Origin of the sequence: Rhodococcus sp. 008 (assembly GCF_001682295.1) — a bacterium.
Lineage (GTDB): Bacteria > Actinomycetota > Actinomycetes > Mycobacteriales > Mycobacteriaceae > Rhodococcus_F > Rhodococcus_F qingshengii.
Map to the genome: position 1 here is coordinate 1,515,892 of NZ_CP012749.1, position 22,033 is coordinate 1,537,924.

General features: G+C 61.0%; 23 protein-coding genes. 14 read left to right on the plus strand and 9 right to left on the minus strand.

Annotated elements, in window-relative coordinates; genetic code table 11:
* Positions 1 to 69: 69 nt before the first annotated feature.
* Positions 70 to 822, plus strand: a complete 753-nt coding sequence (locus AOT96_RS07200) for a phosphotransferase family protein (RefSeq protein ID WP_042925138.1) — start codon at positions 70 to 72, stop codon at positions 820 to 822.
* A gap of 363 nt (positions 823 to 1,185) precedes the next feature.
* On the opposite strand, the gene AOT96_RS07205 is transcribed toward AOT96_RS07200, so the two are convergent.
* A complete protein-coding gene (locus AOT96_RS07205; RefSeq protein WP_063315606.1) occupies positions 1,186 to 2,685 on the minus strand; it encodes a flavin-containing monooxygenase in 1,500 nt (499 codons plus the stop codon).
* A gap of 516 nt (positions 2,686 to 3,201) precedes the next feature.
* Between AOT96_RS07205 and AOT96_RS07210 the strand changes: the two genes are divergently transcribed.
* Both AOT96_RS07210 and AOT96_RS07215 read left to right on the plus strand, forming a co-directional pair.
* Positions 3,202 to 3,861, plus strand: coding sequence for a helix-turn-helix transcriptional regulator (locus tag AOT96_RS07210; RefSeq protein ID WP_047271918.1), 660 nt, complete (start codon positions 3,202 to 3,204; stop codon positions 3,859 to 3,861).
* A 168-nt stretch (positions 3,862 to 4,029) separates the two neighbouring features.
* Positions 4,030 to 4,917, plus strand: a complete 888-nt coding sequence (locus AOT96_RS07215) for a ScbA/BarX family gamma-butyrolactone biosynthesis protein (protein ID WP_065351495.1) — start codon at positions 4,030 to 4,032, stop codon at positions 4,915 to 4,917.
* A gap of 38 nt (positions 4,918 to 4,955) precedes the next feature.
* On the opposite strand, the gene AOT96_RS07220 is transcribed toward AOT96_RS07215, so the two are convergent.
* Complete coding sequence (locus AOT96_RS07220) at positions 4,956 to 5,600, minus strand: ScbR family autoregulator-binding transcription factor (protein WP_003940238.1); 645 nt, start codon at positions 5,598 to 5,600, stop codon at positions 4,956 to 4,958.
* A gap of 86 nt (positions 5,601 to 5,686) precedes the next feature.
* Between AOT96_RS07220 and AOT96_RS07225 the strand changes: the two genes are divergently transcribed.
* The 5 genes from AOT96_RS07225 (at position 5,687) to AOT96_RS35655 (ending at position 10,554) form a co-directional block, all read left to right on the plus strand.
* The gene (locus AOT96_RS07225; protein ID WP_065351496.1) at positions 5,687 to 6,529 is read left to right on the plus strand and encodes an NAD-dependent epimerase/dehydratase family protein; all 843 of its coding nucleotides are present in this window, start codon (positions 5,687 to 5,689) and stop codon (positions 6,527 to 6,529) included.
* A 358-nt stretch (positions 6,530 to 6,887) separates the two neighbouring features.
* Entirely contained in the window at positions 6,888 to 8,006 is a 1,119-nt protein-coding gene (locus tag AOT96_RS07230; protein ID WP_065352781.1) for a hypothetical protein, read from the plus strand.
* Positions 8,007 to 8,225: 219 nt separating this feature from the next.
* On the plus strand, positions 8,226 to 8,939 hold the full coding sequence (locus AOT96_RS07235; protein ID WP_065351497.1) for a FadR/GntR family transcriptional regulator: 714 nt from the start codon (positions 8,226 to 8,228) through the stop codon (positions 8,937 to 8,939).
* Between the two features lie 49 nt (positions 8,940 to 8,988).
* Positions 8,989 to 10,224, plus strand: coding sequence for a CynX/NimT family MFS transporter (locus AOT96_RS07240; protein WP_065351498.1), 1,236 nt, complete (start codon positions 8,989 to 8,991; stop codon positions 10,222 to 10,224).
* Between the two features lie 183 nt (positions 10,225 to 10,407).
* A complete protein-coding gene (locus AOT96_RS35655; protein WP_020723613.1) occupies positions 10,408 to 10,554 on the plus strand; it encodes a hypothetical protein in 147 nt (48 codons plus the stop codon).
* A gap of 5 nt (positions 10,555 to 10,559) precedes the next feature.
* Here AOT96_RS35655 and AOT96_RS07250 read toward each other — a convergent pair whose 3' ends face one another.
* The gene (locus AOT96_RS07250; protein ID WP_037128920.1) at positions 10,560 to 11,216 is read right to left on the minus strand and encodes an alpha-ketoglutarate-dependent dioxygenase AlkB family protein; all 657 of its coding nucleotides are present in this window, start codon (positions 11,214 to 11,216) and stop codon (positions 10,560 to 10,562) included.
* Between the two features lie 94 nt (positions 11,217 to 11,310).
* On the opposite strand from AOT96_RS07250, the gene AOT96_RS07255 reads away from it, so the two are divergent.
* From AOT96_RS07255 to AOT96_RS07265, 3 genes are read left to right on the plus strand one after another with little or no spacing between them, the layout of a single operon-like run.
* A complete protein-coding gene (locus AOT96_RS07255; RefSeq protein WP_003939956.1) occupies positions 11,311 to 11,655 on the plus strand; it encodes an ArsR/SmtB family transcription factor in 345 nt (114 codons plus the stop codon).
* A 2-nt stretch (positions 11,656 to 11,657) separates the two neighbouring features.
* On the plus strand, positions 11,658 to 12,140 hold the full coding sequence (locus AOT96_RS07260; RefSeq protein WP_003940319.1) for an SRPBCC family protein: 483 nt from the start codon (positions 11,658 to 11,660) through the stop codon (positions 12,138 to 12,140).
* 40 nt (positions 12,141 to 12,180) lie between these two features.
* Positions 12,181 to 12,609: a VOC family protein gene (locus AOT96_RS07265; RefSeq protein ID WP_007729747.1), complete on the plus strand. Its 429-nt coding sequence runs from the start codon at positions 12,181 to 12,183 to the stop codon at positions 12,607 to 12,609.
* On the opposite strand, the gene AOT96_RS34595 is transcribed toward AOT96_RS07265, so the two are convergent.
* From AOT96_RS34595 to AOT96_RS07285, 5 genes are read right to left on the minus strand one after another with little or no spacing between them, the layout of a single operon-like run.
* Positions 12,572 to 12,865, minus strand: coding sequence for an Ada metal-binding domain-containing protein (locus AOT96_RS34595; RefSeq protein WP_007729748.1), 294 nt, complete (start codon positions 12,863 to 12,865; stop codon positions 12,572 to 12,574). The genes AOT96_RS07265 and AOT96_RS34595 overlap by 38 nt on opposite strands.
* A complete protein-coding gene (locus AOT96_RS07270; RefSeq protein ID WP_042925149.1) occupies positions 12,855 to 13,574 on the minus strand; it encodes a 2OG-Fe(II) oxygenase in 720 nt (239 codons plus the stop codon). Before AOT96_RS07270 ends, AOT96_RS34595 begins: the two co-directional genes overlap by 11 nt.
* 21 nt (positions 13,575 to 13,595) lie before the next feature.
* Positions 13,596 to 14,615 carry an ABC transporter substrate-binding protein gene (locus AOT96_RS07275; protein WP_042925153.1) on the minus strand — a complete coding sequence of 340 codons (1,020 nt, stop codon included), beginning with the start codon at positions 14,613 to 14,615 and terminating at the stop codon, positions 13,596 to 13,598.
* On the minus strand, positions 14,612 to 15,988 hold the full coding sequence (locus AOT96_RS07280; protein ID WP_042925156.1) for an MFS transporter: 1,377 nt from the start codon (positions 15,986 to 15,988) through the stop codon (positions 14,612 to 14,614). The genes AOT96_RS07275 and AOT96_RS07280 overlap by 4 nt, the downstream gene beginning before the upstream one ends.
* Positions 15,989 to 16,034: 46 nt before the next feature.
* On the minus strand, positions 16,035 to 16,454 hold the full coding sequence (locus AOT96_RS07285; protein ID WP_065351500.1) for a MerR family transcriptional regulator: 420 nt from the start codon (positions 16,452 to 16,454) through the stop codon (positions 16,035 to 16,037).
* Between the two features lie 132 nt (positions 16,455 to 16,586).
* Here AOT96_RS07285 and AOT96_RS07290 point away from each other — a divergent pair, with 132 nt between their 5' ends.
* The 3 genes from AOT96_RS07290 to AOT96_RS07300 all read left to right on the plus strand — a co-directional run bounded on the left by AOT96_RS07290 (position 16,587) and on the right by AOT96_RS07300 (position 20,996).
* Entirely contained in the window at positions 16,587 to 17,996 is a 1,410-nt protein-coding gene (locus AOT96_RS07290) for an ABC1 kinase family protein (protein WP_007729754.1), read from the plus strand.
* A gap of 77 nt (positions 17,997 to 18,073) precedes the next feature.
* Positions 18,074 to 19,801 carry a PucR family transcriptional regulator gene (locus AOT96_RS07295; protein ID WP_228232274.1) on the plus strand — a complete coding sequence of 576 codons (1,728 nt, stop codon included), beginning with the start codon at positions 18,074 to 18,076 and terminating at the stop codon, positions 19,799 to 19,801.
* Positions 19,802 to 19,880: 79 nt separating this feature from the next.
* Positions 19,881 to 20,996: an NDMA-dependent alcohol dehydrogenase gene (locus tag AOT96_RS07300; protein WP_065351501.1), complete on the plus strand. Its 1,116-nt coding sequence runs from the start codon at positions 19,881 to 19,883 to the stop codon at positions 20,994 to 20,996.
* Between the two features lie 58 nt (positions 20,997 to 21,054).
* Here AOT96_RS07300 and AOT96_RS07305 read toward each other — a convergent pair whose 3' ends face one another.
* Complete coding sequence (locus tag AOT96_RS07305) at positions 21,055 to 22,005, minus strand: alpha/beta hydrolase (RefSeq protein WP_003940156.1); 951 nt, start codon at positions 22,003 to 22,005, stop codon at positions 21,055 to 21,057.
* Positions 22,006 to 22,033: the final 28 nt, after the last annotated feature.

Consider the following 22,033-nt stretch of genomic DNA (forward strand, 5'->3'; position numbering starts at 1 on the left):
TCCGATCGCGAATGACCGCACGCGAGAAACCCGGCGACGCCAAGGCGCATCCCAGCCATACTGACCGACGTGACAGAAGTCGAGGTCGTCGTCGCCCATACCGAGCGCGCGACTCTGCGCGTCGGTGAGGTGTTCCTCAAGATCGACGCCGATCAGTCGAATACCGACGTCGAGGTCGAAGCAATGCTCCGGGCCCCAATCCCGACAGCGCAGATTCTGTGGCGCACACCGCCCGTGCTCGCGCTCGCCGCTCTGCCGGGACACGCGCTCGGTCGCCTAGGCAGACCGTCGACCACGTCTTCAGCGGCGTGGGCCGCAGCGGGTGCCGCCGTTCGAACGCTGCACGACGCACCGTTGCCGCCCTGGCCCGGCCGTAGTCTCGACGACATCGCCTCAGAACTGGACCGCGAATGTGCATGGCTGACCAGGAGCGGGGTGGTTGCCACCGGAGTGATTACATCCAACCGTCGGATTGCCGAGATTGCGCTCAGGTCGTGGACACCGGTATTCACGCACGGCGATCTCCAAGCCTCCCATGTGTTCGTGACCGATGACGAAGTTGCCGGCGTCATCGACTGGTCCGAAGCCGCTCAGGGCGATCCCTTGTACGACCTCGCAACACTGACCCTCGGCCACCCGGAACATCTCGATGACGTGGTTGAGGGCTACGGCACTGACGTCGACCTCGAGGTCATCCAGGCGTGGTGGTCGTTGCGCAGCTTGAGAGGCGTGCGCTGGCTGGTCGAGCATGGTTTCGATCCAGCCGCGCCGGGCTGCGAAGTAGACGTGCTGAATCGACAAGCGATGCGCGACCGACAATAACCGAACCATCAGGACGTTCTCCCCGATCTGCCAAACCTTCGACTCGCGCCAAAATTGCTGCAGCCAAAAGCATTTCGTGTCGATGACGGCACGGTTAGGCAGGTCGCGACGCGTTCGCGCCGCCGTTGATTGCCGTCAGCCGGCAAACGCCTGGATATTGTCAGCGAGCGGTGGTCGTCTCAATCGAGCTTCGGACCGCGGCAAGCATGCCCAGCCGCCCAGATGGCAGACCGAAGTCTGGACTCGCTCTTCCTGCAGCAACTTTCGAAACGCCACGAACGCGAACCTCGACTCTCCGACAAAACGAAAAGATCACGGATTCAGGCAAGGGGGCGCAACCCCGTTCATTCGAGTGGAGCCGGCTCAGGCGCTGGCGACCTTGCTATCAGGCACGACAGGAATGTCTACCTTGCTGAACTGCAGCACACCGTCTTCGATCTCGGCGTCGTGCATCAGCTTGCGGTCGCGGTAGTAATTGTTGACCACTTTCCACGCGCCGCGGGCACCCTGACGCGGCATTTCTCCGTCGCCGCGCTGGATGTAGCCCGAGGTCAGGGCTCCGCCCATGAGAGATTCTTCCGCGAAGTCCTCAGGTTCGGCGTGAACCTCGAAAGTCGTGTAGTCGCGCTTACGCATGATCTTGAGTACGCGACACAGATAGGACGCGGCCAGGTCGGCCTTGAGCGTCCAGGATGCGTTGGTGTAGCCGAGGATCATCAGGAAGTTCGGAATGTCGGAGTAGAGCACGCTCTTGTAGGCGACCGTCTCGTTGAGCTTGACGGGCTCGCCGTCGATGCTCATGGTCGCCCCGCCCAGGATCTGTACGTTCAAGCCGGTCGCCGTGACGATGACGTCGGCCTCGATTTCGCGGCCCGACTCGGTCACGATGCCCTTCTCGGTGAACGTGGCGATACGGTCGGTGACGATGTCGGCCTTGCCACTCTTGAGCACCTTGAACAGGTCCCCGTTGGGAACCACGCACAGGCGCTGATCCCACGGGTTGTAGTTGGGGGTGAAGTGACGCAGGTCCACGTTCTTGCCGAGTTGCAAGCGGATCTGGGTGAGGAACAGCTTCTTCGCCAGCTTCGGATTGGTGCGTGAGAGCTGAAAGCTGGCGCGTTGCAGTGCGATATTGCGGGCTCGACCGATCTTGTAAGCGATCTGATCGGGAACGCGTGCAAGCTTGAGACCCTTGGCCACAGGGTCCTCGGACGGTAGCGCCTGGATCCACGTGGGCGAGCGCTGCAGCATGGTGACGTGACCGGCAGTGGGGGCCATCGATGGGATCAGCGTGATCGCGGTGGCACCGGAACCGATGACCACTACCTTCTTTCCGGTGTAATCGAGATCCTCCGGCCAGTGCTGCGGGTGCACGATCTGACCGCGGAAGTCGTCCTCACCGGGGAAGGCGGGGCGGTATCCCTTGTCGTAGTTGTAATAACCACAGGCGCCGACGAGGACGTTCGCGGTCCACGTCTCGGTCTCCCCCGTCGCCTCGACCAGGACGGTCACGGACCACTGTGCAGTCGCGCGATCGAAGTCCATTGCCACGACCTTGCGGCCGAAGTTGATGTGGTCGGTGACGCCGTATTCCTTGGCGGTTTCCTCGACGTAGTCACGGATACTGGCGCCGTCTGCGAGCACTTTGGTTCCGATCCACGGACGGAAACCGAATCCGAAGGTGAGCATGTCGGAATCCGAACGGATGCCGGGATACTTGAACAGGTCCCAGGTGCCACCGATGTTCTCGCGGCGTTCGAGGATCGCGTAAGTGCTTCCGGTCTGCTCACGAATGAGGTGGCAAGCCGCGCCGATTCCGGACAAGCCAGCGCCGATGATCAGTACGTCGACATGCTGTGTCATGAGGAAACTCGTTTCGTCGGTCGTCGCGAAGCTACTTCTGGCGTCGGCAGTGACCGAGAACGATCGGCCGGTTCAGGCCGGGTTCCCTAAGGTCAGCGCCAATGAACAGGGTATGTGCAACTGACGGTAACAGTCAATATCTCGACCCGGCCGCGCACGGAACATTGAGGCGCGACGCACCGGCCTCGCGGAACTCGATCGAGACGCCTGAATGCCTCGAGACACCGGAGAGTTGTTCACGTCGTCGACGGAACGCCCAATGACTCGTCTACACGGGATGCTCATCGCCCAAATATTCAGCGCCCCAGCATAATTCGAAGGTCCATGATCAGGTGACGAACGCGCGAGTTTCCATGGGAAGACGGGCAACTGCGATATCGCCGTAACCTTCGTGCGCATCAGCGGAAAGGTCACTGCGATAGCTAACCTGCTGACGAAACCACGCTGAAAGCAACGGTTTTGGTTTCGCAGCGAAGAGAGCGGGCGGAGCGGACCTCCACCGGAGATGTAGTCGCTATGACACTCTCCAGCACAGTCACCGTGTACACCACTCATAGCAATCGAGGGTTCGCCAATGCAATCGCTGCCGGAATCAGCGCCAGGGCTTATTCCGAGCCACAAACCGCAGACATGAGCCTGTTAAGGCATCACACCAGCGATCACGGTAGAGCGCTCGTTCTCCTACCACTCGGGGGCGTCGATTGGCAGGTGAAGGAGCTCTCCGCGCTCGAGGGATCGGTCCTGGTCGGCGATCTCAGTAGCGGCAACTCCATGATTCGGGGGCTCGCAGCGGGCGCCCACGCCGTGCTCAACTCTCAACTGCCATTCACATCCCTGCTCGATGAGCTGCAGGCCGCGATCAACCCCAACTCCGCTCGGTCTGCACACGACAAGTCCTCGCTCGTACAACGCATCCGGTTGCGCACCGAAGAATTCGCACGAATCAGCAGTCTCACCGATCGCGAGTTCGAGATCGTGGGCCTTCTCTACGGAGGCTCGAATGTCGACTCGATTGCTCGAACCGCCCACATCGCACCGACCACGGTTCGCGCCCACATCCGAAGCATCCTGCAAAAACTGGGGGTGCATTCCCAGCTGGAGGCATGCGCGATGCTCCGCCGCTCTGGTCACGACGCACGCAGACACCCACTGGAACTTCGGATCGGACGCTTCTAGCAGGAAGTGCCCCAGACACACTCGCCGAGATGGGGTGCCGCCCCTGATCGAACTCGACCTTCGAAAAGATCGTCAATTTTGACGATTCGATGACGCGCCCGGACGTCGAATATTAGGTCCTACACGACACCGAAGACACGAGTGAACATCGAAAGGTGCATTCAATCAATGGAATACACACGCACAGTGCCGCGGCATCTCGTCCACAGACATGCTGTTGCCGAGGTTTTCTTGACGGACTACCGGATCGAATCGGACTCGGCGTACCAGGTTGCTGTGCAACTCCCGGTCTCGCACCGGATATTCGACGTATCGAGCGAGCAACACGATCCGCTCGGGGTGGCAGAAGCATTTCGACAGGCAGTGGTGCTTCTGTGCCACACCCGATACGAGATTCCACTGCACTACAAGTTCGTCATGGAAACGTTCAGCTTCGAGATGCTGGACGCGCTCGACGTGCAATCAGTCGCGGAGCCGTTGAGTTTCTCGATGACAGTGGACAACCTCACTCATCGCGACGGAGCGGTTTCGGGGGTCGAAGTGTCGGGGATCCTCAGCGAGGGCAACCGGCACGTCGCCAGATGCAACGCTGTTGCGCGAGGAGTCAGCCCCGAGGGATACCGTCGAATTCGGCAAGGACGAGAAGACCACCGCCCGAGCCGACGCATCCTTCCTTCCGGAGCCGCGGTGGTCGGATCGGAGCGAGTCGGACGCCTAACCGATGGAGATGTGCTCATCAGCACTGATCCTGCTCGGCACGCGATGTTCTGCGCTCCCGATCCGCGCAACCACTCCCTTTTCGACCACCCCGTCGACCACATCCCAGGAATGATTCTTTTCGAGGCCGCCCGACAAGCGCTCCGATTTCACATCGGCAACCCAGCAACAAAGATCGCCTCACTCTCGGCGGTCTTTCCGAGGTTCACTGAATGGGAAACGCCGTGCGAGGTGTCAACGATCCCCCTTGACGCGTCGGGCCATGTGCACCGAGTTCGGTTCACTCAAGAACTGGAAACCACCGCGGAACTCGAAATTACAGTTGCGGACCAATCATGAGAGGGAACGAACACGTTCTTCTCGTCGCGTCTACCACGTCAAGCGCTCGGTGCTTCCCACTCTCTCGGTGCAAGCGCCGCCAGTTGCATGACGTGCGCCAACTTGTCCTCGCGGACGATCGTTGGCAGCACCAGGTTCCACATCTGACTCAACCGCTCGTACAGATCGGTTCTGCCCGTCAGCATTTCCGAGAGAATCTGCACTCCGGTGAACGACCCCACCACAAATCGAGCCAACGCGTCTATATCGGTGCCCGGGACGATATCGCCGGCTTCGGCCGCTTGGGTTGCCACCTGCTTGATAGCCTCGATCCAATCGAGGTACGGCTGTTCGATGGGGCCTTGAATACTGCCGATCTCCATCGTCAACCGCATGCCACCTCGCGCGATGGGCTCGGTCACAAGCTGCCGAGCCATCTCCTGCGAAACGAGCACCAGGGTTTCGACCGCGATGTCGGAGTGCGCAGCAACCCGCCGGGTACCCTCCATCGCCATACCGTGCTGCGCTGCGATGACCGCGTGCGCAAGCTCCTCCTTGGACGCGAAATGAAAATACATCGCCCCCTTCGACACACCCCCGTGCTGCAAGATCGTGCCCAAACTGGCGGAGTACCCGAACTTCTCGAAGCTCTTCGCAGCACCCAAAATGACGGCCTGGCGCGTCAGGACAGCACGCTCCTGCATGATCTACCCAGCTCTCGTTGCCGACGGAATGAATCTCAACGATACGTCGAAAGAGCCCGCAGCAACGCTCTCGACACGGACACACCGTGACGACTCTGGTACTCGGGGCCACTGGTTTCATCGGCTCGGCAGTGATGAAACAGCTGGTTTCCCGCCACGGAAACGCTGCAATCGGTTTCGTTCGCACGGCCACCGCAGCCAAACAGTTCGGCCGTGAAGGAATCGCCACCGTGATCGGCGACATCAACGAAAGTGCTTCTCTACGAGTTGCAATGAGTCAGGCGTCGACCGTCATCTGTTGCGTGTCGTACGTGGGCGACGACGAACAACGGTGCGTTCACGTCAACCAACACGGCGTACAGAACGTTGCGTCGATGGCCGCCACCGTCGGCGTCGAACGCTTGCTCTACGTCAGTACCGCGGCCGTGTACGGGCCGGGACCGTTTCGAGACTTGCCGGTCAACGGCGCACCTCTCAGCCCCTTCTCACCTGCCAGTCGCACGCGCGCTCTCGCCGAGAAGTTCGTGCGCGACGCCGGAGGCCTGGTCGTCCGGCCGCATCTCGTGTACGGACCCGGCGACAGATGGTTTCTTCCGACACTGACGCGAATTGTCTCTCGCCTCGACTCGATCATCGACGGCGGTAGCGCTGTCCTGTCGGTAGTCGACGTAGACCTACTCGCCCGATCCATCTACGAGTTGTCGATAGAACAGCAATTTCGCTACGGCTCAACACTTCACGTCAACGAGCCTGTCCCGCGGACAGTCATCGACCTTCTCGAGCAACATGCGCGGGAGACCAACTGGACTCTGCCCCAGAACTCTATCCCCCGCGCCGACGCGGTGAAAGCTGCTGCCCAGCTGAGTCTCGACATGCACCAGATCGACATGATCAGCCTCGATCACTGGTTCCGGTCGAGACTGTACTGATGGCACACGGATCACTCTCGCCAAAACACCTGTCTCCCAACCTTTTCAGCCCTCTCCATTGTTCAGCCTCAGCGATCAATACGACCTATTTCGCAGTCACTACAGGCAAACAGAGAGCTCTGATCGACGAAAACCACGGCTACACAAAGACGGCAGTGATCGCGCACACCAAAGAAGCGGCGTTCACGCGACTGGCAGCAGCCTGGGGCTCCCTTCCGTCCGCCTTCGCCGCCGAATGCAGTGTGTGGCGATCATGTCGTGCGCGACGGGACCGTCGGGATTTCCGACATCAAGGGAGAAAGTTCTCCGTCTCAACGACCTCGGCTACCGTCATCTGAACCAGAAAACGGGAGAACAGATGCTCACTGCGGATATTTTGCTGTCGGGCCCGCGCGGACGCCGGATGCTGCTCGCGTATGCGATCGACGCCGAACGCGCCCTGCGTCCCGAGCCAGGCGACGACATGTTCCGCATCAACGCTCACCGGGCGGCGTATCACCTCGACATCGGACAAGGAACCTCCCAAGTGTTGTTCGGCCCGGGCGCCGAAGAGGCCCGGCAGACCATAGTCACCGCGGAGGGCGTGGCGCGCAGCCTCACGGAAATATCGCTCCCCGACGTCACCGCCGTCGATCTACGCTCCGCCCTCGCAGAAGCGGTCGATGCGGCGCGTTACTGGCAGGATCCCGACGGAGAAGACGTCCTCGTCGCCACCGAAGTTATGCGAGATGAGCTTCGACGCGTCGCCGAGCACATCGCCGGCTCCGAATGCGCGCGGTGGTGGTCAACCTCGCTCGCCTCATCCGACCAATGGTCGATTCTGAGCAGAGGTGAGGAATCTCCGGACACAGACGAAGTGCCTGCTGCGCAACAACTCCTCAGCGAGTGGCGCACGAGCACCCTGGAATCGGAAGCGAGAGCTGAACGTGACCGCCCGGTGGACCCCGCGGCGAACTGGTCAGGTTATTGGTGGTCGAATCCACCCACTCAGGGTTCGACGAGGGCGCTGTTCGACGGGACTCCGGCGGGCTTGTGGTTCGTCGAAGACAGCATGGGATGGGAACGGGTCGTCGTCCGAGCATTGCGGCCACCGACTGGCGCACGCATCTACGAGATCGACAGCGCGCAAGCCTGGTCGGAGCTGTGCAGACGGTTCCCGCTCGAGGTCACCGCAGAAACGCGGCAGGTTTGGTATCGGACTACCGGCCGATCAGGCGGGTGGGTCATCCCCGACTGGGTGCAGGTCGCGGAAAGATTTGAGGGAGTGCACCTTACCGTGACGGGATACCTCGCGGCAGCAGGAACCGCGATCGAGGTCGATACCGAGACGGCGAGCGTCATCGCGGGCTGGGCACCCGACGAAACATACTGGTTCACCGATGCTGCCACCTACATTTCCGAGCCGTGTGCTTGGGTGCTGCACGACGGCCCGGAAGTGACCGACCAGCCCGCATGGACGCTGGAATCGCAGCAATGACCCGCACGTGAGGGTCTGCTAGGCATGAGGTTCCGTGAGGAATCGATCGCAGTTGCCCTTCGAGTCGAGTCAACTGCCCCGTGCGCGGTCGGCAGGAGCACTCACGTGCACGCAGACATGCGGAAGGGCGGTACCCCGCCCAGGCCGATCCGAACCCGAGTGCCCTAGATCACAAAGGTAAACCTATCCACAAATCGCCAAATGTCCTACATTTGACTCATGCCGGATTCCCGTATCGCACCCACCGCACGCAACATCCCACTTTCAGTGCAGATCGCGGAACAACTGCGGTCCCAGATCACTTCTGGCAACTGGGAATTAGGGGAGAAGATCCCCGGCGAGCATCAACTTGTCGAAATGACCGGCGCGAGCCGCAATACGGTCCGGGAGGCCATTCGCGGCCTCGTCCATGCCGGCCTCCTCGAAGCACGCCCGGGAGACGGAACCTACGTCTGCGCGAGCTCAGAACTCGAAATTGCACTTCAAAGACGTGCAGCGGCGGAGAACGTGCTCGAAATCTTCGAAGCCCGTGAAGCTTTGGAGCTCTACGCCGCCCGACTCGCAGCCGAACGAGCCCTGCCCGAAGACATCGACCGAATGACTCGGGCTTTGGATGGCCGAGACGCTGAGCCCGACGTCGCCAAATCCGTCGAGTACGACCTCGACTTCCACCTGGAGATGTTCGCAGCGAGCGGGAACCAACTGATCACGGACATCTACCGCAGTCTCGATCGCTCTGACACCATGAGCATCCCACAAGGTAAGTCCGACAAGGAGACTCGACAGCTGTTCATCGGACCTTGGACCGACGACGACCCACACCGGCAGCTGCTTGCGGCCATCGGTGACCGCGATCCGGACGGCGCAGCCACCGCAGTGGTCCGACTGATGGACCACAGCCGATCCCTCTTTCTGCAAAACATGCCGAAGTAGCTGACACACAAGAGGTTCAGCGCACAGACAATCTCAGAAGGGCACACCTATGGCTAACGTCACCTCCGACACCGAAAACGTGGCGTCTGCCCCGAGCGCGATACCGATAATGCGCCGAGGACTCGTTATCGCTGGCATTCTTCTCATCGCAGCCAATCTTCGAGCCTCAATCACAGTCGTCGGCCCGCTACTCGGTGAGGTACGCACCGATCTCGATATCTCGTCGACAACAGCATCAGCGCTGATCAGCCTTCCACTGCTGTGCTTCGCAGTGTTCTCCCCCGTTGCCCCGGTCATCGCAGCTCGGTGGGGAATGGAACGGACACTCGCAGCAGCACTCGGCATGCTCGCCTTAGCGATCGTGATCCGCTCTGTTCCGTGGATGCCTGCGCTGTGGATCGGTACCGTATCGCTCGGCATGTCCATCGCAACAATGAACGTTCTACTGCCGGCGCTCCTCAAACGAGACTTCCCGACCGAAGCCGGCCGTTTGACCGGCATCTTCTCGGCGGTCTCTGCAGCCGTCGCCGCAACCGCATCCGGACTTGCCGTGCCGATCGCCGGTCTCACCGATCACGGTTGGCGGATCGCATTCGGAATCTGGGCTGCTATGGCTCTCATAGGATTTGGGGTGTTCCTTCCCCAACTTCGCCGACGCACGCTTCCGAAACACGATCATGCTGCGGCTTTGGATTCCCATCCAGGCGGCCATCGCTCCCCCTGGCGCTCAGCACTCGGGTGGCAGATCACAATATTCATGGGCGTCCAATCTCTCTTCTTCTACACCGTTCTGACATGGTGGCCCACCATTGAAGAATCACACGGCACTACCGCGGCTACCGCCGGACTGCATCAAGGCATCATGCAAATATTCTCGATCGTCGGCAGCCTCCTCACAGCAGTGCTCCTGCACAAACTGCCCAAGGATCAGAGAGGAGCCGTCCTCGGGCTGGTGTCGGTCGCCGCAGTGGCAGTTCTCGGCCAACTCCTCCTCCCCTCCTGGGCCCTGCTGTGGAATGCATTCCTCGGCATCGGCATCGGCGGATCGATTGTCATTGCCTTGTCCTTCTTCGCAATACGCACTGTCAATCACGGTCAAGCAGCGGCACTCTCGGGTATGGCACAGTCCGTCGGATACCTTCTGGCCGCCACCGGTCCTCTCGTTTTCGGTGCACTGCACGACGCCGTCGATTCCTGGACGACTCCGCTGATCGCGTTGCTGGTGCTGCTGGCCGTGCAACTCGTCTTCGGCTCCCTCGCCGGCCGCAACAAGACACTGGGATAAGCGAACCACGGTCGCCTCGAATCCACCCACCAACCTCCCCAGACCCGTGCCGCGACCCGAACTGTCGTCGACGTGCTGAGGTCCGAGGATGTCGACGAGACAGCGGGGCGCTCAACGGCCTACCGAATTGCACCCGGCCCATCCCCGACTGGTGGATCGGAGCCGGAAGTCGATAATGAGGGCTTGAACGAGACACAACCCCACAACCTCGAACGAGAGCGCTGGCGCACGCTGCCAACTCCACCGTCGACCGAGTTGATCGAGATGGTCGGGGACGGACCTTCGAGCGCAGACTTCGACCCTGCTGCACCAGTGGCACAGCAGGGGTGAGACAGTCACGACATTCCGGTATCCCGCAGGGTGATGTTCAGCCGCCCGGACGGCAGACCTATGTCGGGACTTGCACTTCCCGCAATAACTTTCGGCACTCCGTGATATGCGAACCGAGACTCTCCACCGAAGACGAAGAGATCACCCGAATGGAGTTCGACGTCGGTGTACGGCTTGTTCCGGTTCTCGGAATTCCCGAATCGAAAGACACAACTCTGCCCGACGCTCAGTGAGACGACGGGAGCGTCGCAGCGCTCGTCCTTGTCCTGGTGCATGCCCATCCGAGCGCCCTCGTCGTAGAAATTGATCAGCGCGGTGTCCGGCGTGTACCGCTCCCCCGCAGTCGGATCATCATAGGCAGCGGCAACTGCGGCCCGGCCGAGGTCGACGAGCCAGTCAGGCACCGCTGCGACAGGCGCACCGTTCACGTCGTCGGCGGTGCGCGTGTACTTGTACGGCTGCCAATGCCAACCGAGACAGACTGTTTGCACCGACATCTTGTGCCCACCAGGGACAACAGCGGAGCGCATCGGTACGGGTGCGGTCGCCCACCGTCGGCACTCGGCCACCAAGAAGCGTTGCTGTTCGACGCTGAGCCAATCCGGAACGAGGATCGCCCCCGGCGCCACTTCCAATCGTGGCCGAGGAATCAGAGCGTTCATGGTTTCCACGCTAATCGGTTTCGAAGCATTGACACCCTCGGCATGGGCTCGTACCGTAATCAACAGGTTGGTTGATAAAGGAGATGGTTGACAAGTGATCGTGGATCCAGGGGCAGACGAGCGTCTCGACAAAGCGTTCATGGCGCTTGCCGACCCGGTACGACGGCGGATCATCGCCCGCCTGAGCACCGGCCCCCAAACGGTCAACGAGTTGGCCGAGCCGTTCGAGATCACGAAACAGGCCATCTCCAAACATATTCAGGTACTCGAAGCCGCGGGTTTGGTCACTCGCAGCCGCGAAGCCCAGAGGCGGCCGGTACATCTCAACGCCGCAACTCTCGAGGCTTTGACCGCCTGGATCGACCGCTATCGACTGATCCACGAACAACAGTTCCGCAAGCTCGATCACCTACTCAGCACCACACAGAAGGAGACTTAGCCATGGCTACCACCAATCCCGTCACCATCACGGCTCCTGAGGGCGTGCCGTACATCGACATCACCCGCGAATTCGACGCACCCGTCAGTGCCGTCTTCGCAGCTCATTCGAATCCCGATCTGGTCAAGCAGTGGCTCGGCCCCAACGGATACGAGATGGAGATCGACGAATACGAGTTCGTGAGCGGCGGTCGATACAAGTACGTCCATCGCAACCCCGAGGGCGAAGAGTTCCGGTTCAACGGTGTATTTCACGTCGTTCGCGAGAACGACTTTGCCATCCAGACCTTCGAATACGAGGGATTTCCCGACGTCGTCAGCATCGAATCGATCACGTTCGAGGATCTGGGCAACGGACGCACCCGCCTCTCCGGCCATTCCGTATATCCGAGCCTCGAAGCGCGAGACGGAATGATCGAGAGCAATATGGAGCTCGGCGTCACCGAAGGTTACGAACGCCTGGACAAGATCGTCGCGCAACTCTGACCACCTGTTTGCCCGAACCTCCTCAGCGAAAGGCAGTTTCATGGACTGGACCCTCGAAGTAGTCATCGTTCCCGTCAGTGACCTCGACCGCTCCATCGAGTTCTACCGTGACAAGGTCGGTTTCGATCTCGACCACCACACCGTCAACGAACACATGACGGTCGCCCAGCTCACTCCGCGTGGTTCGGGCTGCTCGATCGTCATCGGGAACCTGCCGTCGCAGACCGAGATGACCCCTGGTTCGTTGAAGGGATTGCAGTTGGTCGTGGCCGACGCTGCAGCGGCTCGCCAAGAGCTCATCGGCCGCGGCGTCGATGCCAGTGAGGTCACCGTCTTCGACGAGCGTGACGGGGGCACCTTCTTCGGATTCGCCGACCCGGACGGCAATACCTGGGCTGTCCAGCAGCTGAAGGTCCGCGGCGACAAGCCGCTCATTCCGAAGGAGTACCGCGACCGCTTCGGCGCGTAGCAACTGCCTTCCAGGCTGCGTAACCTTCGGGCATGCAGACGGCACAGGGGCGATAGCCGGCCGCAATCGCGGTCGGCTCGTCCGCGAAGAACACCCGACTGGCGACATACCCGCCACGCGCGATTGCCTGCGCGGCCCCTCGACAGTCGAGTCGCCCGTAGATCTTCGTTTTCCGGTGCCCGCCAAGCACACCGGGCGTCGAACTCTCGTAGGGTTTGTTGCGAGCGTCGCGGAGAATGTACGTCTTACTCGGCATCGTGAAGCACCAATCCCAATGTTCGACGCGTACCCGAGTGCACCACGCTGACACCATGTCGCACAGGGGCTCTCGACCACCCACGAGAACTCTGCACCGGTCGATCCCGCGTGGTGAAGATCAAAGCGTGACCTTGCCCGAGAACTGTCACCGTCCCTTTCGACTGGGCGCGCGGCCGCTGTTCCACGAGCAAGAACTCGCCGCCGACGTGGTCGATGCGAGGTCTGTCGAGCCCGATCACGACTTGCAAGGGAAACAGCAACTCTCCGTACAAGTCCCGATGCAATGCATTCCAGTCACCAGGTCCGTAGGACAGAAGGATCGGGGTAGGGCGATTCTGACCGGCGTCGTGACACTGATCGATCCATTCTTCGAAAGAATCCGGCCACGGTGCACCCTCGCCCAGCTTGAACGCCCACTCCCGCGCCACGGGCAGGAGGTGTCGGTAGAAGGCGGATCGCATAGCCGTGATCGGCTCCGGTACGGGATCACCGAAGTACCGGTACTCCCCTTGGCCGAAACGGTATCGAGCCATGTCGACGGTGCTCCGGAACCGGTCGACCTCCGAGTACCAGGAAGCAATTTCGCGACATTCCGACTCGTCGAGTATCGGCGTCGTCTGGGCACACCCACTGGAGTCGATTCCCTCGATCAGCGCAGGCCAATCGAGGGATTCAACACGAGCAGACAGAGCGGTGAAGAGGTCCATACGTCGTAGACGACGCGGCGGTCAGGAATGTGAGAATGCCAGCAGCTGGTCAGCCAGATCGTTGTACGTACGGGCGATCCCGGCATAACTGAGCACGGGTTCCGGATTCCAGGTCCCGATCTTCCCCGCCTTCACCGCGGGCAAGTTGGACCACGCAGGATTGGTTCCGAGCGTATCCAGTTGCAAACTGGACGGGCGATCGTCGAGGAAGATCATGTCGGCCGGATAGTGGTCCGCCATCTCCCAAGCCAGTTTCTCGACGTAGACCGACGATCCCGCGGCCGGATCGACGACGGCAAGGCCCAATCCCGCCAGATCTGCAAGGATCGGGAATCCCGAACGACTGACACGAATCGTGTCCGGATCTGCGGACGCGAACAAAACCTGTGAATTATTCAGCGAAGAAGCAACTTCGGAGATCCGTGCACGCGCAGCGTCGTATTCTTTTCGCTGAGCCTCCATATCCTGGTCCGCCCCGAGTTCCACGGCGAGTTCCACGATCTCTTGCACGGTTCGGTCGATGGTTCCTGCTGCCGTTTCCACGAACAGTACTGTCGACAAGCCTTTCACCGCATCCAAGTTCGCCTCGTCGAGTAGTGCCGAACCACGCAGCTGAGGGACTATGACGACGTCCGGCTCCAGCGAAGCGATCTTCTCGAGTTCCACTTGTCCCCAGAGCTGCCCGACCATGTCGGTCTTCGCGAAATCCAAATTGCCGGAGATGCTGGTGTCCGTTGATCCCGGCGATCGTGTCAGTGCCCCGAAAACTCCGACAGGCACCAGTCCGTAATCCCACAGAGCACCCGCGATACCGGTGTAGGTGACAAATGTCCTTGGTGGTGAATCCAATTCGATCAGATTGTCGCGATCATCGGTGAAGGACCAGCCTGCGTCGCCTTCGCCCCCGGCGTCTGCGTCCGAACGCGAGCAACCGGCCGCTGCCAGCGCAGCAGCCAATCCTGCTGCAGCGCCGAGGAACCTGCGGCGATTCCAGTCCATCTCGATACGCCGGTGCGGTCGTGGAGTGAACAGCGTGGTCATGTGTGTGCCCTTTCGGCGATTGGTTGAACTGTTTCAGGAGTTGACGAACGAGAAAAGAGAAGGATCGACACCAAACCCGTGAGCATTCCGACGCCGGCACAGAAGACCAACGGCCACAGCAAGGCGAACTCGTCCGGACCGACGAAGAGCGAGCCGCACAACGCAATTCCGACGGCAAGCCCGAATTGACGCGACGAGTTGGCTGTTGCCGAAGCCGTCCCGGCGCGCTCTGCCGGGGCGTCCGACATCGCGGCACCCGGCAGCACCGGCGACACCATCGCCGAACCGACACCGGTCAGAATCAGCCCGGCGATCAGTGCGGGCCAGACCGGCTCGGCGAGAACGTACAGCATGGCCACGCAACCGATTCCGCAAAGGATCGTCCCGAATCCGAGCGACAGTCGAAGGTCGACGCGCTGAAGCCGTGATCCACACAAGGCCGATACGAAGACAAAAGCGAGCGGTTGAATCGAGAGCACGAGTGCGGCCGCCGATGCCGACAGTTCCAGCCCGTTCTGCAGCCACAGTGAAAGGACTACGAGCGGGCCGTAGGCCGCGAGGTAGTACCCGAAAGCAGCGACGAGGACGCCGTCGAATTTCAGGGATCGGAACAATGCCGGATCGAGCATCGGACTGCTGCCTCGACGCTGCCAGCACACAAACGCCGTCAGCGCACCGATTGCGATCAGGAAGGCAAGAGCTGTCGACGACGAAGCCCACCCGATGTCGCCGCCCCACGTCACGCCGAGAACCGCGGCAACGGCAGCGAGGGTGAACAAAACGATTCCGGCCCAGTCGATGTTGTCGTCGCCGCGCTCACTGTCGGCGAAACAGAACACAGCCATTGCGAGCGCCACTGCGGCCACGGGGATTCCGAAATAGAAGACCGCACGCCAGTCGAAGAACTGCGTCAGCAGCCCTCCTGCAACGTTGCCGATTCCCGCCGCCAATCCAGCGACGGCACCCCACGCGGCAAAAGCCACGTGCCGATCGCGGCCCGAATAAGCGTCGCCAAGCAGAGGCAGGAGTGTCGCGAACATCGCCGCACCGGCAATTCCTTGCGCGCCGCGAGCAACGACCAGAACCGTGATGTCCGGAGCAATCGCGCACACGGCCGTTGCAACCAGGAACACGACCAGTCCACAGATGTAGAGGCGTTTGCGTCCCCACGCATCGCCGAGTGCGCCCATGCCCACCAGAAGCGCGGCAAGAGCCAGCGTGTAGGCGTCGACGACCCATGACATCGCGCCCGTACTGCCGTCCAAACCGACTGCGATGGCCGGCACCGCGATCGTTGTGATCGTGGCGTACGTCAGTAACAGGAAAGTTCCGATGCATGCGGCGATGAGCGGCAGCCATCGTCGTGCCGACATGGTCAACCTCCAGATAGGGCGGTAAGTGCGCCCTAACTATGAAGGTTCAAGTCAACTTGAAGTCAAGCGCCGCTTCGACACGAATGTCGAGCTGCTCGAGCAACCACGGGCACTGCATCGGACGCTCTTGCCGACACGTCAGGTGATGCTCGAGGATCAGCTTCGCTCGCGTAGCAGCGGCGATCTGTGCCTCGAGTGTCGACACGTGATCTGCGAGAACCGTCGAGAACTGGTCGGACGTGGTGTCGGTTTCGATGAAGGACCGCACCTGTTCCAAGGACATTCCCGTCTCGGTGTACATCCGGATCAATGCCAGCCGGCGCAGCTCACGCTGCCCGTACCAGCGTTTGCCGCCAGTTCGCGACCGCGCGGACAGCAGTCCTTCGTCCTCGTAATAACGCAAGGTCGACGCCGCAATTCCGAACGATTTTGCAACCTCGCCGATCGGGATCAAGTGCTCACGCATTCACCGATCGTAGGCTGAACGCGTAGGCGGTTCCGGCAGTTATGTGTGACTTGGCATACTGACTAACGGAAGGGGTCGCGTAAGTGATCTCACGGCAAAATGCTGGATGCGCTCGTTGAACGAGGGAGAGCTGTGCTGGATCCAACGCGACCTGTCGGGCCGTACTCGTCAGGAGTGCCCGCCACTGCCCTCGAAGTCCACATGCCGGACCTCGAACGCTTCGGCCTCGCCCAGTTGTGGCGTTCCGCGATCATCGCCGTCGTGTTGTCCACGTCGATCATGCTGGCACTGATCGTGTGGCCTTTCCGCAAGCGTGGCCGCACCTGGGCAGACGCTGCTTCCGACGGGATGGTCGACGGCTTCATCGCGCTGGGGCCCACCTTCGTCAAGCTCGGCCAACTGGTCGCGTCGTCGTCCGGCCTGTTCCCGGCCCCCGTCGCCAATGCATGCCTACGCTGCCTCGACGATGTTCCGTCTTTCCCGGCCGAGCAGGCCAGAAGCGTCGTGCAGAAGGACCTCGGTTACTCCGTGGACGACCTGTTCGCGAAATTCGACGACGTACCTCTCGCGGCCGCATCGGTAGCGCAGGTACACGCGTGCGTTCTGCACGACGGCCGAGAGGCGGTCATCAAGATCCAGCGTCCGGACATCTATGCGCGGATGCTGATCGACCTGCGGGCGGCGTACTGGGGCGCGAACATCCTCGAGAAATTTGTCGAGTTCCTTCGAATTGCCAATGCCACCGCCATCATTCGCGATCTGCACAACGCCACGATGACGGAATTGAACAGCGCGGTCGAGGCCGACCGGCAAACCACTTTCCGGAACAACATCAGTGCGTTCGGCGACAACAAAGGAGTCACGACACCGGAGGTGTACTGGGACTACTGTGGTCCCCGAGTCATCTGTATGGAACGCATGCGCGGCGTTCCACTGGATCGGTTCGTCGCAGGTCCGGACGGCATCGACGAAGCCCGCATGCTGATCCGGCGCGGAGTGAAGGTCTGGCTCGAATCAGTCATCGTTCACGGTCCGTTCCACGGAGATGTACACGCGGGAAATTTGTGGGTCCTCGACGACGGCCGGATAGCGATGCTCGACTTCGGCATCGTCGGCGTCCTTCCCGAGACCTGGAGATCCATTCTTTCCGATATGTTCCGAGCCACCCTCATCGACGGTGATTTCGCCCGTGTCGCCCGCGGAATTCGATCCTTGGGATATGCAACCGACTACGAAGTCGACGACGATCAGCTCGGTATGCAGGTCGCAACGGCTCTGGCCCCGATTCTCGGCCGTGACCTCGGTGAACTCAAGCTCAGTGAATTGATCATGGCACTGATTCAGTTGGGCAAGCAGTGGGGTGTTGCGAGTCCCGAGGAATTGGTTCTTTTCGGTAAACAACTCGGATACTTCGAGCGATATGCGACAGCGTTGGCACCTGGTTGGGTGATCGGACAAGACCTTTATCTGTTCAAGAACGTTTTTCCAGAGGCAGTCGCCGAAAAGGTACAGGAACTCGGCATCACCATGCCTGACGAATAGATTTGTCCCCTATTTCCTTATTCTGCATTGCGTCTGTCGGGGTTAGCCTGTAATGACCCACCGGCCGAGGAGCAAATGTGCAGCCACTTTCTGTAGCCCTCCCGCAAGCGTCGACAGGTCCGAGGAATAACGGGCCGAGTGTCGGCACCACCCTCGGCGCCCTCATGCATTCCACGGACAAGTCCGTGATCGAGCTTCTGGAAAGCCCGGACGGACTCGATGTCGAAATCCGTTCGATCGCCCTCGTCGAGTCCTCCGATATCGACGGCACCGACAGCCGTGGTGCGATCTCCGACATCTACCTCCCCGTGGGGGTTCCCGAATCGACGTTGACGCAGTGGTTGCGAAAGTTCGAAGGCAGGCCGGCGAGGCGTCGTCCGAAGCTCTTGCTCGTCAAGAATGCGCGCGAGGCGACGACGCTTCTCACCGCCGCACGCAACATCGGAATCGCAGTGGCCGCGGTACATCCGCAGGCTAGTTCCGGACACGTCTATTCACTCGTACAACGACTTCTGACACAGAGCATGTACCGTTCGCGGGCCGTCTCAGGAGCTGTGGCCGGTGGCGATTCGGATCTGTTCGCGCTCTCGGAGACGATCGCCGAATTGACCGGCGGACTCGTGACGATCGACGACACGGCACTCCATGTCATCGCATATTCAGCTGCTCACGAAGGTGAAGACGAACTCCGTCAGCTCTCCATACTGGGCCGGGAGTGGCCGATCGAATACACCGAATGGATAGAGCGCAGAGGCGTGTTCGAGCATCTCAGGCGATCGGACGAGGTCATCAGTCTGCCCTCCGAGCCGAGCATCGGAGCCGCGCACAGGTTGGCTGTGAGCATCACCCGCCCGGACCTGTCAGCGCCGACGGGTTCTGTTGCACACCAACACAATCTCGGCAGCATCTGGGTGCAGCGCGCCTCTGAACCTCTTTCCGACGACGCCCAAGCGGTATTGCGGGGTGCAGCGGCAGTCGCCGCACGCATTCTCATGCGAACCTTGGACGCCTCCAGCCGCGAGAATGCCCAATTGCAAAGGCTGTTCGGCGTTCGCTCCGGCGGAGTCGACATGCACTCGCTGGCCGGCTCCTTCGGCATCAACACCGACGGACCGTCTGCGGTCATCGGATTTGCGACATCACTCGCGCCCGGATCGAATCTCGATCGAATCACCAACGCCTTGCGCCTGCGCGCCAGCGCATTCCGCAGCGACGCGGTCACAACGATCATCGACAACCGGATCTACGTGCTGTTTCCTCAGGCCGAACACGAGGTCGCGATCAGCGACTGGGCTTACGACACCGTGGGAGTAGTCGAGGCCCGTGCGGGCATCAGCGTGCGCGCCGCCGTCGCGGTCCCGATCGCGCGATTGCACGGCGTACCCGAGGCGCGTCGAGAAGTGGACCGCGTGCTCGATACCACCGATGATCACGAAACCTCGAAGGTCACCACACTCGCGGCGTCACGCACCGCGGTGTTGCTGGGCGAGATACTCGACCTCGTTGCTGATCACGAGCGATTGCGGGACCCTCGTATCGACAGACTCGTCTCCTACGACGACAAGAACACCTCTGACATGCAGTTCACGCTCACGGCCTACCTGACAGCTTTCGGGGATGTGAAGAAGGCCGCCTCGTCTCTGAAAGTACATCCGAACACGCTGCGCTACCGCATTCGGCGCGCTGAACAGATCATGGGCATTTCGTTGGACGAGCCGGATACGCGACTGCTCACCGAACTGCAACTCGCCATCTTGGGACGCACCCCGGACGAGTCTGAAAGATACGAAACGTCCGATCAGTGAGATAGGCCTCGAGCCCGTCCTGAACTCTCGAGTAGACAACTGAGGAAGCCGAAGAACAACTCTGACCTCAGGAGATACCTTGCGCACTCGTGGAGCCGTCATTCGCCAAGCACCAGGCACATACGAGGTGGTCGATCTCGAACTCGATTCACCCCGCCGCGGCGAACTCACTGTCAAAATGGTCGCCTCAGGCCTGTGCCACTCGGACGATCACATCGCCAGCGGCGACCACGGAGTCGGCCGCTACCCCATCTGCGGCGGACACGAAGGCGCCGGAATCGTCGTCGAGGTCGGGCCGAACACGGAAGGATGGTCCGAGAGCGATCATGTCGTGTTCTCGTTCCTCGCCGCCTGCGGCCGTTGCCGTTGGTGTGCAAGCGGAATCCAGAACCTCTGCGACAACGGCGCCGCCATCATGACTGGCAGCAGACCCGGCGAAACCTCGAGTTACAGAATGTCTCTCGACGGTCAGCCCGTCGCACAAACCTGCGGCCTGTCCACCTTCAGTGAATACACCACGGTCAGCACTCTCTCGGCTGTGAAAGTCGACAAGCACCTGCCACTCGACGCTTTGTGTCTGCTCGGCTGCGGCGTCGGAACCGGTTGGGGCGCCGCGGTCAACTCCGCTCAGGTGTATCCCGGGCAGACGGTCATCGTCATGGGCGTCGGCGGAATCGGAATCAACGCGGTGCAGGGCGCCTCGCATGCCGGCGCCGCCCACGTGATCGCGGTGGACCCGGTTGCGTTCAAGCGCGACAGTGCATTGAAGTTGGGCGCCACCCATGCCGTGGCCACCATGGAGGAAGCCACCGACATAGCGCGCTCGTTCACCAACGGCCAGGGCGCGGATTCGGCCATCGTCACCGTCGGTGTCACCACCGGAGAACATGTCGCGCAGGCATTCTCGTCGATCCGCAAGGCAGGAACCTGCGTCGTCACCGGCCTCGGGAAGATGACGGACGTCGGAATTCCCGTGAGCCTGATGGAACTCACGCTGTACCAGAAGAGAATTCAGGGATCCCTGTTCGGTGCATCCAATCCCACCGCCGACATTCCCTGGATGATCGATCTCTACACCAGCGGCAAGCTCGAACTCGACGGACTGATCACCAACCGATACACCCTCGACCAGATCAACGACGGTTTCGCCGACATGCATGCCGGTCGCAACCTCCGTGGAATCATCGCCTTCTGAGCGAGTTCTCTCCGGACTTTCGATCGAGAGCAAGTCCGGAGAGATCCTAACTACAGCTTCACCAGGCGTTCATGGTGTCGAGGATTTGTCCTCTGGCCATCCACAATTCAGCAGACCAATACGGCCACGAGTGAATTCCGGCGGGCGGAAAGCTGTACGTCGCTGGGATTCCCAAGGATTTCAGGCGAATTTCGAATGCACGCGCGTGCACCCACGAGAGCGCCTCGAGCCCCATGCCCGTCGCCGTGTGGAAGTAATCGATCGGCGCAGAGGGATGATCGTACGGTCCCGGGATGCCGTTGGACGACGAAATGTACATCGACAGTCCGCGAAGCGATTCCGCGTTGACGAACGGGTCGTTGCGAAGCCATCCGGATGACCACGGCGGGCCCCACATCGAATCGACGTTGTACCGGCCGGCGTCGAACATGGCTACGCGGATCGCTTCACGCATACCCGGACCCGAGATATTGATGTAGCCGGACAGCGAGCCGGCGAACTTGAACTGATCCCGATGATGCCCCGCCAGGTTCAACGCGGCACTGCCGCCCATCGACAACCCGATGATCGCATTGTTGGTTGGTGAAACGCCATACCCTGCAAGGAAGTCCGGAAGCTCGCGGGTGAGGAACGTTTCCCACCTGTACGTTATCGGCTGAGCGTTGAAATTGGACGGCGCGTACCAATCCGTGTAGAAACTCGACTCACCGCCGACCGGCATCACCAACGTGATGTTGTCATTGCGGTACTGATCGAGTGCGTTCGTTTCGAAACTCCAAGCATTTCTGTCGTTTTGCGCGCGAAGACCGTCGAGCAGGTACAACGCGGCGTTGCCACCGCGCGCGGCCCACTGCACCTGAACCTTGATGTTTCCCATCGAAGACGGGACCCACAACTCGTCGTACCCACCCCATGGCGCCGAGCGCGCCGGAGTAGCACTCGCAGCGGTCGGACCGAACATACCGCCGAGCAGGAATATCGACAACAACGCCGCTACGAGCACCCGCACCCGCCGTGTATTGCGTTCGGGCAACGTG